The organism is Novosphingobium acidiphilum DSM 19966 (assembly GCF_000429005.1).
Taxonomy (GTDB): Bacteria; Pseudomonadota; Alphaproteobacteria; order Sphingomonadales; family Sphingomonadaceae; genus Novosphingobium; species Novosphingobium acidiphilum.
The window spans coordinates 43,493-56,645 of sequence record NZ_AUBA01000002.1 but is presented as its reverse complement, the minus strand read 5'-3'; the positions used below and the strand labels follow the sequence as shown (position 1 = coordinate 56,645).

General features: G+C 66.7%; 12 protein-coding genes. 6 read left to right on the top strand and 6 right to left on the bottom strand.

Going from position 1 to position 13,153, the window contains the following annotated elements:
* Position 1: 1 nt before the first annotated feature.
* The 5 genes from G404_RS0101760 (at position 2) to G404_RS17715 (ending at position 6,305) form a co-directional block, all read left to right on the top strand.
* On the top strand, positions 2-1,264 hold the full coding sequence (locus G404_RS0101760; RefSeq protein ID WP_028639561.1) for a sarcosine oxidase subunit beta family protein: 1,263 nt from the start codon (positions 2-4) through the stop codon (positions 1,262-1,264).
* A gap of 9 nt (positions 1,265-1,273) precedes the next feature.
* A complete protein-coding gene (locus G404_RS0101755; RefSeq protein ID WP_028639560.1) occupies positions 1,274-1,513 on the top strand; it encodes a sarcosine oxidase subunit delta in 240 nt (79 codons plus the stop codon).
* A complete protein-coding gene (locus tag G404_RS0101750; protein WP_036520008.1) occupies positions 1,513-4,359 on the top strand; it encodes an FAD-dependent oxidoreductase in 2,847 nt (948 codons plus the stop codon). The genes G404_RS0101755 and G404_RS0101750 overlap by 1 nt, the downstream gene beginning before the upstream one ends.
* Positions 4,352-4,843, top strand: coding sequence for a sarcosine oxidase subunit gamma family protein (locus G404_RS0101745; protein WP_036520004.1), 492 nt, complete (start codon positions 4,352-4,354; stop codon positions 4,841-4,843). Before G404_RS0101750 ends, G404_RS0101745 begins: the two co-directional genes overlap by 8 nt.
* 166 nt (positions 4,844-5,009) lie before the next feature.
* Positions 5,010-6,305 (top strand): MFS transporter, encoded by a 1,296-nt coding sequence (locus G404_RS17715; protein ID WP_036520089.1) that lies wholly within the window; start codon positions 5,010-5,012, stop codon positions 6,303-6,305.
* 19 nt (positions 6,306-6,324) lie between these two features.
* On the opposite strand, the gene G404_RS0101735 is transcribed toward G404_RS17715, so the two are convergent.
* Together G404_RS0101735 and G404_RS0101730 are read right to left on the bottom strand one after the other, a co-directional pair.
* On the bottom strand, positions 6,325-6,729 hold the full coding sequence (locus G404_RS0101735) for a PilZ domain-containing protein (RefSeq protein ID WP_028639557.1): 405 nt from the start codon (positions 6,727-6,729) through the stop codon (positions 6,325-6,327).
* A 118-nt stretch (positions 6,730-6,847) separates the two neighbouring features.
* Positions 6,848-7,186, bottom strand: a complete 339-nt coding sequence (locus G404_RS0101730) for a hypothetical protein (RefSeq protein ID WP_028639556.1) — start codon at positions 7,184-7,186, stop codon at positions 6,848-6,850.
* 189 nt (positions 7,187-7,375) lie between these two features.
* On the opposite strand from G404_RS0101730, the gene G404_RS0101725 reads away from it, so the two are divergent.
* Positions 7,376-8,299, top strand: a complete 924-nt coding sequence (locus G404_RS0101725; RefSeq protein WP_028639555.1) for a LysR family transcriptional regulator — start codon at positions 7,376-7,378, stop codon at positions 8,297-8,299.
* Here G404_RS0101725 and G404_RS0101720 read toward each other — a convergent pair.
* Genes G404_RS0101720 through G404_RS0101705 form a run of 4 tightly spaced genes read right to left on the bottom strand, consistent with a single transcriptional unit; the run spans position 8,296 to position 13,152 of the window.
* Positions 8,296-9,147 (bottom strand): HTD2 family dehydratase, encoded by an 852-nt coding sequence (locus G404_RS0101720; protein ID WP_028639554.1) that lies wholly within the window; start codon positions 9,145-9,147, stop codon positions 8,296-8,298. The two genes, G404_RS0101725 and G404_RS0101720, sit on opposite strands and share 4 nt — an antisense overlap.
* Complete coding sequence (locus G404_RS0101715; protein ID WP_028639553.1) at positions 9,147-10,730, bottom strand: acyl-CoA dehydrogenase family protein; 1,584 nt, start codon at positions 10,728-10,730, stop codon at positions 9,147-9,149. The genes G404_RS0101720 and G404_RS0101715 overlap by 1 nt, the downstream gene beginning before the upstream one ends.
* Positions 10,727-11,956 carry an acetyl-CoA C-acetyltransferase gene (locus tag G404_RS0101710; protein ID WP_028639552.1) on the bottom strand — a complete coding sequence of 410 codons (1,230 nt, stop codon included), beginning with the start codon at positions 11,954-11,956 and terminating at the stop codon, positions 10,727-10,729. The genes G404_RS0101715 and G404_RS0101710 overlap by 4 nt, the downstream gene beginning before the upstream one ends.
* Positions 11,953-13,152: a CoA transferase gene (locus G404_RS0101705; protein WP_028639551.1), complete on the bottom strand. Its 1,200-nt coding sequence runs from the start codon at positions 13,150-13,152 to the stop codon at positions 11,953-11,955. Before G404_RS0101705 ends, G404_RS0101710 begins: the two co-directional genes overlap by 4 nt.
* Between the last annotated feature and the right edge of the window lies 1 nt (position 13,153).

Genomic DNA, 13,153 nt, shown 5'->3' with positions numbered 1-13,153 from the left:
CATGGGGGCAGGTCGGTATTCCGCGCTGTCGTTGTTGCGCGGCGCGATCACCGGGCATCGTCACTGGGGCCGCGCCTGGCGCGCGGCCGAGCCCGGCGGACCTTATGATGTCATCGTGATCGGCGGCGGCGGCCATGGTCTGGCCACGGCCTATTACCTGGCCAAGGAACACGGCGTGCGGCGCGTCGCCGTCGTTGAAAAGGGCTATATCGGCGGGGGCAACACCGGGCGCAACACCACCATCGTGCGGTCGAACTATCGCCAGCCGCAGTTGCAGCGGCTGCTCGATTACTCGCTCAAGCTGTGGCACGGCCTGTCGGATGACCTGAACTACAACGTGATGTTTTCGCCGCGCGGTGCGCTGTTTCTCGGACACAGCGATGCCGACATGGTCAAACTGGCCGAACGCGGTGATGCACTGATCGCGATGGGCATCGATGCCGAACTGATGGACCGCGATGCGGTGGCCCGACTGGTGCCGCTGCTCGACATGGGCCGCGACGCGCGCTGGCCCATCGAAGGCGGGCTGATCCAGCGGCGCGGCGGCACTGCCCGGCACGATGCCGTGGCCTGGGGCTTTGCCCGCGCGGCCGACAGCCTGGGCGTCGACATCATCGAAAATTGTGAAGTGACCGGTTTTCTGCGCGATGGCGGGCGGGTGACCGGGGTGCGCACCACACGCGGCGATATCGCCGCCGGGCGCACCGCGATCTGCGTTGCCGGCAACAGCGGGCACGTCGCGGGTCTGGCGGGGATCAAGCTGCCGATCGAAAGCCACACCTTGCAGGCCTGGGTGACCGAACCGGTCAAGCCGATGATCGACACCGTCGTGATGTCGCAGACGCTCCATTGCTATTTCTCGCAAAGCGACAAGGGCGGCATGGTCGGCGGCGGCGATCCCGATTTCTTTCCAAGCTACGCCCAGCGCGGCGCGCCGATGCGGCTGGAAGATTCGATCGCCCAGTCGATCGCGCTGGCGCCCGCGCTGTCGCGGCTGCGTATGGTGCGCAGCTGGGCCGGGGTTACCGACATGAGCTTTGACGGATCGCCGATCATCGGTGAAATGCCGCTCGACGGGCTCTATATCAACGGTGGCTGGTGCTACGGCGGGTTCAAGGCCACGCCCGGTTCGGGGCGGCTTTACGCGCACCTGCTGGCCACCGGCGAAAGCCATCCGATCGCCGCTCCGTTTGATCTGGCCCGCTTTGCGCAGGGTCGCACGATCGACGAAACGGGCTCTGGCCCGATGCCGCAAAGCCGATAGAGGGCGCCCATGCTGTTGATTCCATGCCCCCATTGCGGCCCGCGCAACCAGGAGGAGTTCGCCTACGAACGCACGCTCGACAGCGTGGTGCGGCTTGACGACGCGCCCGATGCGGCGGTGACGGCGTTGTATACCCGTGCCAATTTGCGCGGCACTGACCATGAAATCTGGAGCCATCTGTGCGGTCAATGGCTGCGACTGACGCGTGATCGCATGAGCCATGCGATCAGCGCGGTGGAGCCGCTGTGATGCGCGAACACGCGGGCACAGTGCCCTTCACCTTCGATGGCAAGGCCTATGCCGGGCACCCCGGCGATACCCTGGCGGCGGCCCTGGTTGCCGCCGGCGTCAAACTCGTTGCGCGCAGCTTCAAGCTGCATCGGCCGCGCGGGATCATGGCAGCGGGTGTCGAAGAGGCGTCAGCGCTGGTTACGGTGGGCTACGGCGCCCATGCCGAACCCAATGTGCGCGCCACCGACGTGTTTCTTTATCCCGGCCTTGTCGCCACCAGCCAGAACGCGTGGCCATCGCTGCGCCACGATATCGGCGCGGTCAATTCGCTGGCCGCATCGCTGATCCCGGCGGGGTTTTATTACAAGACGTTCTTCGGCCCGCCTTCGCGCTGGATGATCTACGAACATTTCATTCGCAAGGCGGCCGGACTGGGCCAGCCGCCACGCGTTGCCGATCCGGATCACTATGCGCACCGATCGGCGTTTTGCGATGTGCTGGTGGTGGGCGGCGGGCCTGCCGGGCTGGCCGCGGCGCTGCATGCCGCCGAAGCGGGCAAGCGCGTGATCCTGATCGAACAGGACATCGCGCCCGGGGGCAGCCTGCTGCGCGAAGCGGTCACCATCGATGGGGCGCCAGGCGATCAGTGGGCGCAGACCATGGTTGCGCGCATTCGGGCCGCGGGTGGCCGGGTGCTGCTGCGCACGACCGCGGCAGGCTATTGGGATGACAATTTCCTGTTCGCGGTCGAACGCCGGGTCGAGCCGGGCCAGCCGGGCCAGGGGCCTGCGCAAGTGCTGTGGAAATTGCGCTGCGCCGAGGTCGTGCTGGCGACAGGCACGATCGAACGGCCGCTGGTGTTTGTGAACAATGATCTGCCAGGCGTGATGCTGGCGGGTGCCGCGCGCGCATTGGCCTTGCGCCACGGCGTGGCACCGGGGCGGCGCGCGGTGATCGCCACCAGCCATGACGATGCCTATCGCACCGCGTTTGCGCTGGCCGACCTGGGCGTCGAAATCGTGGCGATCCTCGATAGCCGGACTGCGCCTGCAGGGCCGGTGATCGATGCGGCACGCGCGCGTTTTGCGGTGTTTGCCGACGCGCGACCCTTGCGCGCGATCCGCAGCAGGAACGCCTTGGCCGGGCTCGATGCGCTGGTCGCGGGTGTGCGGCAGCGGTTTGATGCCGATTGTCTGGCGATGTCGGGCGGCGCCAGCCCGGTGCTGCATTTGCACCGGCAGGCGGGTGGCGCGCTGGCCTACGATGCGGCGCGCGGCGGCTTTTTGCCCGGTGCGGGGCGGCAGGGCAATACGACCATCGGTGCGGCGGCGGGTATCCATGCGCTGGCATCGATCCTGGACCAGGCCGACGTGGTCGATCCGCTGGGCGCGGCCACCGCGCCTGCGCCCGGTCCGATCTGGCGCGACGACGTGCCGGGCAAGGCCTTTGTCGATTTCCAGAACGACGTGACCACCGGCGATCTCGCGCTGGCGCAACGCGAAGGGTACACCTCGGTCGAACACACCAAGCGCTATACGACGCTGGGCATGGGCACCGATCAGGGCAAGACCGGCGCGATGGTGGCATTGGCGCAGATTGCCGACTTGCGCGGGGTGGCCCTGCCCGAAGCCGGGCTGACCACGTTTCGGCCGCCTTATACCCCGGTGACGATGGGCGCGTTTGCGGGTCCGGCGCGCGGCGATCATGCCGCGCCGATCCGCCGCTTGCCCTTGGCAGCCGCGCACGATGCGCTGGGTGCGCTGTGGGTGCCCGCAGGCGCCTGGATGCGCCCCCGGGCCTATCCCGAGGCGGGTGAATCGATCGGCCAGGCCAGTCTGCGCGAGGCACGCATGGTGCGCGCCAGCGTCGGCGTGGTCGATGTGTCGAGCCTGGGCAAATTCGAAATCGCCGGGCCCGACGCGCTTGCACTGGTTGCTGCAGTCTGCGCCACGCCGATGGCCAAGCTGGCGGTCGGGCGCGGGCGCTACACCGTGATGCTTCGCGAAGACGGCATGGTGATGGATGATGGCACCCTGTGGCGTCTGGCCGAAGACCGCTGGCTGATCACCAGTTCGAGCGGGGGCGCCGCGCGGATGAGCCGGCATATGACATATGTGGCCGACGTGTTGCTGGGCCACCCACGCGCCGCGGTGGTCGATGTGGGCGAACACTGGGCGGGGCTGGCGATTGCCGGGCCGCGCTCGGCGGCGTTGCTGGCGGATCTGATCGGCGCGCCGGTGCCATCGCACATGGGGCTGTGCCACGGCACCATCGCCGGGGCCCCGGTGCGGGTGCTGGCGGCCAGCTACAGCGGCGAACGCGCATTCGAAGTGCATGTGCCCGGGCATCTGGCACACGCGGTGTTTGCCGCGCTGGTCGATGCGGCACAGGCTGCAGGCGGCGGGGTCTATGGCCTTGACGCGATGGATCACCTGCGCGTTGAAAAGGGCCACGTGGTGATCGGGGCCGAGGCTGACGGTCGCGCGTCGCCTGCCGATCTGGGCATGGGCGGCATGTTGCGCAAGGCGGGCGGGTTCATCGGCTGGCAGGGTTTGACCCGGCCCGCGCTGGCGGATCAGGCCGGGCGGCGACAGCTGGTCGGGCTGACCTCGATCGACGGTGCCGGCATTTGCGAAGGCGCGATGCTGGTCGTGCAGCAGGGCGAGGAACCGGCGGGTCATGTCACCACCGCGGCGCCGCGCGTTGCGGGCCAGGGTGCGATCGCGCTGGGTCTTTTGACCGATGGCGCGGCGCGGCATGGCGAAGTGCTGTTGGCCTGGTCACCCACCCGGCACAGCATGGTGCAGGTGCGCGTCGGCCCTGCGGTGTTCCACGATCCCGAAGGGGCGCTCTATCATGACTGAGATGTTGGTGGGGCCGGTGGGTGCGCTGCTGTCGCTGGATCTGTGGCACGGCACCGATGATGCGGCTGCAGCACTTGCCGCCGGCTTTGCGCTGCCGGCTGCGGGGCGTGCCGAGACGCTGCCTACGGGCAGCGTGTTGCGGGTCGGGCCGCGGCGCTGGTGGCTGCTTGGCGCAGGTTTTTCGGGCGATGCGATCGCGCAAGCGCTGGGTGACAGCGGCACGGTGACCACGATCGCCGGTGGCTGGGTGCGGGTGCAACTGGTCGGGTCAACCTGGCGTGGCCTGCTGATGGATTGCGGGTTGATCGACGCTGAATCGCCCGATTTTGGCCCCGGCACCGTCGCGGTGACATTGCTGAGCCATGCGCGCTGCGTGGTGCATGTGCGCGATGCCATGCGGTGTGACCTGTTTGTTCCGGCAAGCTATGCCGAACACTGCCTGGCGCAGTGGCGCGATCTGGGCTGGCAACAGGTTGCCGCCTGAACGGGTTTGGCCACTGGTCAGACCCGGTTGGACACGATAGTCAAAGGGTTTGGTAAAAAAAGATCCGGCGCATTAAAGCCCGGACTTTGGGGGAAATCGGTAAATGGCGCAAAAACAGGGTTCCGCCGGCTCGGGTGGTTTGTTTGCCGGGTCCGGGATCGGCGAAATGACCGCGCGCCAATGGTATGTGCTGATCGTGCTGTCGCTGGTCTATGCGATCAACATTGCCGACCGTTATGTCATCAGCACCGTGATGGAATCGATCAAGATCGACCTGCACGTGACCGACAGCCAGCTGGCGATGCTGACCGGGACTGCGCTGGCGGTGTTCTATGTTCTGGCGGGTATTCCGATTTCGGCGCTGGCCGACCGCTACAGCCGGCGCAATATCATTTCGGCCGCATTGGTGATCTGGTCTGCGCTGACGGTGTTTACCGGTTTGACTCGCTCTTTCTGGCCGATGTTCTGGACGCGAGTTGGTGTCGGTGTTGGCGAAAGCGGCGGAACCCCGCCATCGACATCGATGCTGGCCGACTGGTTCAGGCCGCATCAGCGGACTTTTGCGTTGACCTTCTGGGCGCTTGGCGCCTCGCTCGGCGCATGGATCGGTGCCGACGTGGCCGGGCGCGTGGCTGATGCGTATGGCTGGCGCGCGGCGTTTTTCGCAATGGGCGTGCCGGGCCTGGTGATGGGCATCCTGATCTTCCTGACCATTCGCGAACCGCAGCGCGGCGCGCTGGATGGCAATGACAGCACCACAGCGCTTGCCGCCGTCGAACGTGCGCAAGTCAAAGTGCCGGTCATGGCCGCGCTACGCACAATCCTTTCGCAACCCGCCACGATGCATCTGATGACGGGCAGCGCGGTCACCGCGCTGTGGGGCTGGGGCCTGATGTGGTGGACGCCGACGTTTCTTCAGCGCACCTATCACATGACCGCAGGTGAAGCCGGCGCAATTCTCGGGCCGATGTACCTGATCGCCGGCATTCTGGCGACAGTCGGCACCGGGCTGCTGATGGCCACGCGTTTCATGACCGATCCCAAGCGCGTGTTGTGGCTGATGGCGATCGTGGTGGGTGTGGTCACCGTGCCGTCGTTCTTTATCTACTGGACCGACAATCTGGCGGTGGCCAAGATCTGTCTGTGGATACTGGTGCCGGCGATGTATTTCTATATCGGGCCCTGTTTCGGGCTGCTCAACAACATGGTGCCGCCGCAATTGCGCGCGATGGCGTCTGCGGTGACCCTGCTGCTGGCCAACATCGCCAATCTGGTGATCGCGCCGCAATTCGTCGGGTTTGTGTCGGATCATGTGGCAGGTCCGGGCGGGGCTGATGCGGCCAGCCTGCGGATTGCGCTGTTGTTGCTGGCACCGACCGGGTTTTGGGCAACCTACCACTACATCGCGGCCACGCGGAAAATCGATGAAGAGGTGGCGCGCGTCCGCAATGCGAAGTTCTGAGCCGGCATTGTGATGCCGGCTACACCCGGCGGCGCGGGCCGTTCGATCGCGGCGCGGTCACGCGGTGAAGCGTGCTGACCTGCCAGTCGGTCGTCTCGTGAAATCGGGTGATTTCGCTCTGGATGGTGCGGGCAATACTTTTGGCATCGACCGGACCCGACAGTTCGATGCCGAACCCGCCTTTGCCGCTCCAGCGCACAACGCCCTGCATTTCGGACGATCCGGGCAGCGTTACATGCACCACCTCGCCCTGAGGCGGCGACGTCGTTTTGCAGGTCACGCCAATGCCGCGTTCCGACAGGTTGCGCACGACGACCGGGATCGTGGTGCCATTGGTCAGGCGCAGCGTCGCGCGCACCAGTCGCGCGCGCCGATCTTCGCGCAACAATGAACGCGAAACCAGTTCCCGGTCGATAAACGACATTGCCCACCACCCTGCGATTACGTTGTGCCGCCGGGTGTCACACCCGGCGTCCGCCCCATGGCGCTGCGATACGACGGCGGGGTAAACGGTTGGTTTACCGGGTCCGCTTTTGTGCGGATCAACCGGCGATAAAGCTCAGCGCGGCGATCTGCGCGGGGGAATAGCCCTGATGTTCAAGCTGTTCGGCCAATTCGTCCAGATGCGGCCCGTGGCGCGCGCTTTCGCACAGGAAATCGCGCAAGGGTTCAAGTTCGGGCGATACCGGTGCCGCGTTTCGCGCACGCACGCCGGGCATCAGCCGTCCGATCCGCGCCAGGCTGCGGTGCAGCGCGCCCGGATATTGGGCATGCGGGCACGCGCTGTGCTGCACCGCGCGGACCGCCGCCTGAACATCGCGCCATTCGCCTGAGGTCAGGCTGGGCAGCGGGGCGGTCCTGGTCTGGTGACGAAACGGCATGGTGGACTTCTTTGCAATAGGGGGGGGCTTGCCACCGCCATGCGCCGATCCGACCCATGACAATAGCCCGATATAATCGGACGGATCGTTTCATTTTCCTGAACAGTTGCGCGTCGATGCTTGCAGCAGCGCACCCGGCGCGCGATAACGGCGGGCACGATGACGGTGTCGGTGCGAAGGGATGGGCATATGAACAGTCCGGGTACGCCGACCTTTGATCAGCTGCGGATTTTTCTGGCAATTGTCGATACCGGCAGCTTCGCGGCGGCGGGGCGCAGGCTTAATCGTGCGGTATCGGTGATCAGCTATGGCATCGCCAATCTCGAGAGCCAGCTTGGGCTGATGCTGTTTGAGCGCGAAGGCACCCGCAAACCGCAATTGACCGATGCCGGACGCGCGCTGCTGGCCGAAACCCGCGCGATTGCCGCAGGTGTTGATGGTCTGCGCGCGCGGGTCAAAGGGCTGTTGGACGGGCTGGAGGCGCAAGTTGATCTGGCGGTGGATGTGATGCTGCCGACCCAGCGGCTGGGGCAAGTGCTGCGCGCCTTTGCCGAAGTCTTTCCAACCGTGCAGTTGCGCCTGCATGTCGAGGCGCTGGGCGCGATCACCGGGATGGTGCGCGACGGCACTGCCAGTATCGGCATATCGGGGCCCTTGGCGGCAGAAGCCGAAGGCATGGATTCAGTGTCTGCAGGATCGATCCTGATGGTGCCGGTGGCAGCACCGGCCCATCCCCTGGGGCAATTTGCCACGATCCCGCCGGGCGCGGCGCGCGATCATATCCAGCTGGTGCTGTCCGACCGATCGCGCCTGACCGAGGGGCGCGACTTTGCCGTGATCAGTCGCAAGACCTGGCGCCTGGCCGACCTTTCGGCCAAACACGCGCTGCTGCGCGAAGGCGTGGGCTGGGGCCACATGCCGCTGCCGATGGTTGAAGACGATCTGGCCTCGGGTGCGCTGGTCCGCCTGCACCTGCCCGATCATGCCGGGGGACGCTATGGCTTGTCGGCGATCTGGCGCCGCGAATCGCCCCCCGGCCCGGCGGCGGCATGGTTGCGCGATCAGTTTGTCGAGCTGGGGCGCAACGATGGCGAAGCCCTGACCGCAGCTTAATACGCGGCGTTTGCGTCCATGACCAGGCGTCCGTCTGCGGCAAAGGCACCCAGTTTCAGGCCCGCGTCGGTATCGCGCAGCGCCAGATGCAGCGGTTGACCGGCAATCGCGGGCGAAACGCCGCGGAACCAGAATGCGGTCAGCCGGTTGTCACCCAGATGGCGGCGCGCCAGATCGAGCAGCAGGCTTGCGGTCAGCGGGCCGTGCACCACCAGCCCGCGATAGCCTTCGCCGGCTTGCGCATAAGGCAGATCATAATGGATGCGGTGGCTGTTGAAGGTCAGCGCGGAATAACGGAACAGCAGCGGCGGTGTGGGCACGATCGTGCGCACAATGGTCCATGCCGCGGCATCGAATTGGCCGGGCCCCGCCTCGGGCGGAACCGGTGGTGCATCGGCCGGCGGCGCGGCGCGATAGACCACGGTCTGGGTTTCAGACACCAGCGGCGTGTCATGCTGGCGGGTCTCGTGCGCGATCTCGACAAACACCAGCGTACCGGTGGCGCCCTGTTTGGTGGTGATCGCCGCGATCCGCGACAGCCGTGCAACATCGCAGCCCAGCGCAATCGGCGCGTGAAAGCGCACGTCGCTCGCCGCCCACATGCGGCGGGGCAGGGGGACCGGGGGCAGAAAACTGTCGGGCGCGTCGTCGCGCCGGGGATGCCCGTCACGGCCCAAAGCGGCGGTCGGCGCATCGGGCAGGCCCAGGCACCAGTGCAGCCCCTGAGGGGCAAGGCCGTCTTCGGGCGCCGGGCGGTCAAGCGTGGCGCACCAGCGCGCGGCAAGGCCCGGATCGACCCGATCGGCGCGGACTTCGCTGCGTCCGATCCAGGCGTCCCATTCGCCCATCAGTTGCGCGCCGCCAGCAGCCCGCGCGCAATCACCTGCGCCTGGATTTCGGCGGCACCTTCAAAGATATTGAGGATGCGCGCGTCGCACAGCACGCGGCTGATTTCGTATTCCAGTGCATAGCCATTGCCGCCGTGGATCTGCAGCGCGGCATCGGCATTGCTCCAAGCCGTGCGCGCGGCGTGCAATTTGGCCATGCCCGCCTCGATGTCGCAGCGTTTGCCCGTCACTTTGGCGCGCGCGGCCGCATAAGTCAGTTCGCGCGCGATCACGCAATCGACCAGGCTCATCGCCAGTTTGTCGGCAACGCGCGGAAAATGCACGATGGCCCTGCCGAACTGTTTGCGCGTGGTGGCATAATTCAGCCCCAGTTCCAGTGCGCGGCGCGCCACCCCCACCGCACGTGCCGCGGTCTGGATGCGCGCGCCTTCAAAAGTGCGCATCAATTGCTTGAAACCCTGGCCCTGTTGCCCGCCCAGCAGGGCGTCTGCAGGCGCGGTCAGACCATCGCACTGCAATGCATATTCGCGCATCCCGCGATAGCCCAGCACCTCGATCTCGCTGCCGGTCAGGCCCGGCACGGGAAACGGGTCGTGTTCGGTGCCGCGTGGTTTGGGCACCAGCAGCATCGACAGCCCGGCATAGCCGCGTTCATCGGGCAGGGTGCGAACCAGCATGGTCATCAGGTCGGACCGGCTGGCATGGGTGATCCAGGTCTTGGCGCCGTCGATCACCCATTGGTCATCGCGCAGCCGTGCACGGGTCTGCAACGATCCCAGGTCCGATCCGGTGTCGGGTTCGGTGAACACCGCGGTCGGCAGCACTTCGCCGCTGGCAATGCGCGGCAACCACTGTGCCTTTTGCGCGTCGGTCCCGCCCAGCACGATCAGTTCGCCCGCGATTTCGGACCGCGTGCCAAGCGATCCCGCCCCGATCCAGCCGCGCGACAGTTCCTCGGTAATCACGCACATCACCAGCTTGTCGAGCCCCAGCCCGCCAAATTCCTCGGGGATGCACACGCCGAATGTGCCAAGCCGCGCCATTGCGTCGACCGTGGCATCGGGGATCAGCGCATTGGCCAGATGCCAGCCGTGGGCATGCGGCACGATTTCGGCATCGGTAAAGCGGCGGAACTGATCGCGGATGGCATCGAGTTCGGCATCGTGAAAGCTGTCGCTGGGCCATTGCCCTTGTGCCAGAAGTGCTGCCAGTTCGGCGCGCACCGACGCAAGATCGACATCGACCACAGCGGCCACCGCATCGCCCAGTGTGCGCGCAGCAGCAGTCAGCCCGAGATCGGCGGGACGCACCATCTCGTTCTGCCCCATCGGCAGCCCGCCCAGCAATTGCGCCAGCGTTTCGGCAAAGGCCAGTCGTTCCACCAGCACATCGGCGCGATTGGCATCGCCGTTCAGCGCGCGCCAGGCGGCCACCGCCTCGAGCGCTGCGACACTGGTTGCGATCCACGCAAAGCCGTGCGCGGCGCGCTGTTCCTGATCGATCGGGCGCATGGCCAGCCGTTCGGCCAGCGCGGTGTGCGCCGCGGTCTGATAGGCGCGCGCAGCGTCGAGCGCGGCGATCATGCGCGCTCGAACACCGCGGCGATGCCCTGGCCGCCACCAATGCACATCGTTTCCAGGCCATAGCGACCGCTGCGGCGCACCAGTTCGCGCGTCAGGTTGGCCAGAATGCGGCCCCCTGTGGCACCGATCGGGTGGCCCAGCGAAATGCCCGACCCGTTGACATTCAGGATGTCAAACCGGCTGTCGTGCGCGCTCCAGCCCCAGCCTTTGGTTACCGCCAGCACTTGCGGGGCAAAGGCTTCGTTCAGTTCGACCAGATCGATCTGGTCCCAGGTCAGCCCGGTGCGCGCAAACAGGCGCTCCACCGCGGGAACCGGACCGATCCCCATGCGCGACGGATCGCAGCCCGCTGCGGCCCACGAATGGAACCAGGCAATCGGTTCCAGGCCCAGTTCGTCCAGCTTGTCCTCGGCCACGATCAGGCAGGCGGCGGCGGCGTCGTTCTGCTGGCTGGCGTTGCCCGCGGTGACGATGGCGCCGGGAATGGTCCGGGCCTCGATCGCCTTGAGCTTGCCCAGCGATTCGATCGTGGCATCGGCGCGATAGCCTTCGTCGTGGTCGAAGACGACCGGATCGCCCTTTTTCTGGGGAACGGGCACAGGCACCAGTTCATCGGCAAACACCCCGGCGGCCCACGCGGCGGCGGCGCGCTGGTGGCTGTAGGCGGCATAGCCATCGGCATCTTCGCGGGTGATGCCATAATCGCGCGCCAGGTTTTCGGCGGTTTCGATCATTCCCGAAATCACCCCGAAGCGTTCGACCGGCTGCGACATCAGCCGCCCGCGGGTCAGCCGGTCGTGCAGCACCAGATTGCCCGCGCGCACGCCTTTGCGGATGTCGGTCGAATAATGTTCGACATTCGACATCGATTCGACACCGCCCGCCACGACCACATCGGCGGCTCCGGTCTGGACCATCATCGCCGCATTGACCACCGCCTGCAGCCCCGAACCGCAGCGCCGGTCGACCTGGTACCCGGGCACCTCGAGCGGCAGCCCGGCGGCAAGCCACGACCAGTGACCGATCGCCGGGGCCTCGCCATTGCCATAGCCTTGGGCAAAGATCACATCGTCGACGCGCGCGGGATCGATGCCGCTGCGCTCGATCAGGGCCTTGAGGATGACCGCGCCCAGATCTCCCGCGGTCAGGGGCGCCAGCGCGCCGCCGAATTTTCCGACGGGCGTGCGAAGCGGGGCAACGATGGCGGCACGGCGCAATTGGGTCATGGCTGGGTTCCTACAATACCGGTATCGATCAGGCGAGCGATGGCGCCCGAACCAAGGCCAAGCCGTTCGGCCAGTACGGCCTCGCTATGCTGGCCGTTGCGCGGGGCGGGGGCGGGGGGCTGGCGCTCAATGCCGGGGATGGTCGCAAACGCACCGGCGGCGGGATAGACCGCGCCGCTGGGGTTGGGTGCTGCGCCAAAGATCGGGTTTTCAGCCACCAGCGCCGGATCGGCGACGGCCTGGTGCATCGCGCGATAGGCCGAATGGACAATTCCGCCGGCGTCGAACGCCGCGGCCAGGTCGGCATGGTCGCGCGCGCCGATCGCCGCTTCGAACAGCGGGAACAGCGCATCGCGATGCGTGTAACGCAGCCCGTCGTCGGCGGCGAACGACACCCCGCGTGCGCGTTCGATCCCCGCAATCGCTTCGCCCAGACCCAGCGCCGATACCAGATTGCCCCATTGGCGATGGGTGACGACGACGATCATCGTGCGGACGTGATCGCGCGTGACAAAATCGCGCCCGAACAGCCCGAACACGGTGTTGCCCAGCCGGGGCCGGTCGGCGCCGGTGGTCACCACTTCGGCCAGGCTGCCCAGATTGGCCACCGTGCCGATGGCCACGTCCGACAGCGGCAGCCGCACTTCGCCGCCAAGCCCGGTGGCATCGCGGCGACGCAGTGCCGCCATCAGCGCAAACGCGGCATAGGCCCCGGTCAGCAGATCCCAGGCGGGCAGGACATGGTTGACCGGATCGGGGCCGCTACCGGTCAGCATCGGATAGCCGACCGCGTTGTTGACCGTGTAATCCAGTGCCGGGCTGCCATCGGCCCAGCCCATCACGCGCACCGTGATCAGGTCTGCGCGGCCATTGGCCAGGGTCTCGTGCGCCAGAAAGCCATGGGCGGGGAAGTTGGTGACGAATTGCCCGGTTGCGCGCACCAGCGCCTGCAACAGTTCGCGGCCCTCGGGCCGTGCCAGGTCGAGCGCGACCGAGCGTTTGGCGCGGTTGAGGTTTTCCCAATAGAGCGAATTGCCCTCTGCGGTGACCGGCCAGCGATGAAAATCGGGGCCGCCGCCGATCTGGTCGACACGGATCACCTCGGCGCCCATTTGCGCCAGGTACAGCCCGCACGTCGGCGACGCGACGAACGACGACGCTTCGATCACGGACAATCCGGTCAACAGCGGATACATC

What these genes read in the sequence shown, in the direction of transcription:
- G404_RS0101755 (WP_028639560.1), top strand. Translation starts at nt 1,274, where the DNA reads ATGCTGTTGATTCCATGCCCCCATTGCGGCCCGCGCAACCAGGAGGAG.
- G404_RS0101750 (WP_036520008.1), top strand. Translation starts at nt 1,513, where the DNA reads ATGCGCGAACACGCGGGCACAGTGCCCTTCACCTTCGATGGCAAGGCC.
- G404_RS0101730 (WP_028639556.1), bottom strand. Translation starts at nt 7,186, where the DNA reads ATGCCGTTTCGTCACCAGACCAGGACCGCCCCGCTGCCCAGCCTGACC.
- G404_RS0101710 (WP_028639552.1), bottom strand. Translation starts at nt 11,956, where the DNA reads ATGACCCAATTGCGCCGTGCCGCCATCGTTGCCCCGCTTCGCACGCCC.
- G404_RS0101745 (WP_036520004.1), top strand. Translation starts at nt 4,352, where the DNA reads ATGACTGAGATGTTGGTGGGGCCGGTGGGTGCGCTGCTGTCGCTGGAT.
- G404_RS17715 (WP_036520089.1), top strand. Translation starts at nt 5,010, where the DNA reads ATGACCGCGCGCCAATGGTATGTGCTGATCGTGCTGTCGCTGGTCTAT.
- G404_RS0101725 (WP_028639555.1), top strand. Translation starts at nt 7,376, where the DNA reads ATGAACAGTCCGGGTACGCCGACCTTTGATCAGCTGCGGATTTTTCTG.
- G404_RS0101735 (WP_028639557.1), bottom strand. Translation starts at nt 6,729, where the DNA reads ATGTCGTTTATCGACCGGGAACTGGTTTCGCGTTCATTGTTGCGCGAA.
- G404_RS0101720 (WP_028639554.1), bottom strand. Translation starts at nt 9,147, where the DNA reads ATGGGCGAATGGGACGCCTGGATCGGACGCAGCGAAGTCCGCGCCGAT.
- G404_RS0101760 (WP_028639561.1), top strand. Translation starts at nt 2, where the DNA reads ATGGGGGCAGGTCGGTATTCCGCGCTGTCGTTGTTGCGCGGCGCGATC.
- G404_RS0101715 (WP_028639553.1), bottom strand. Translation starts at nt 10,730, where the DNA reads ATGATCGCCGCGCTCGACGCTGCGCGCGCCTATCAGACCGCGGCGCAC.
- G404_RS0101705 (WP_028639551.1), bottom strand. Translation starts at nt 13,152, where the DNA reads ATGTATCCGCTGTTGACCGGATTGTCCGTGATCGAAGCGTCGTCGTTC.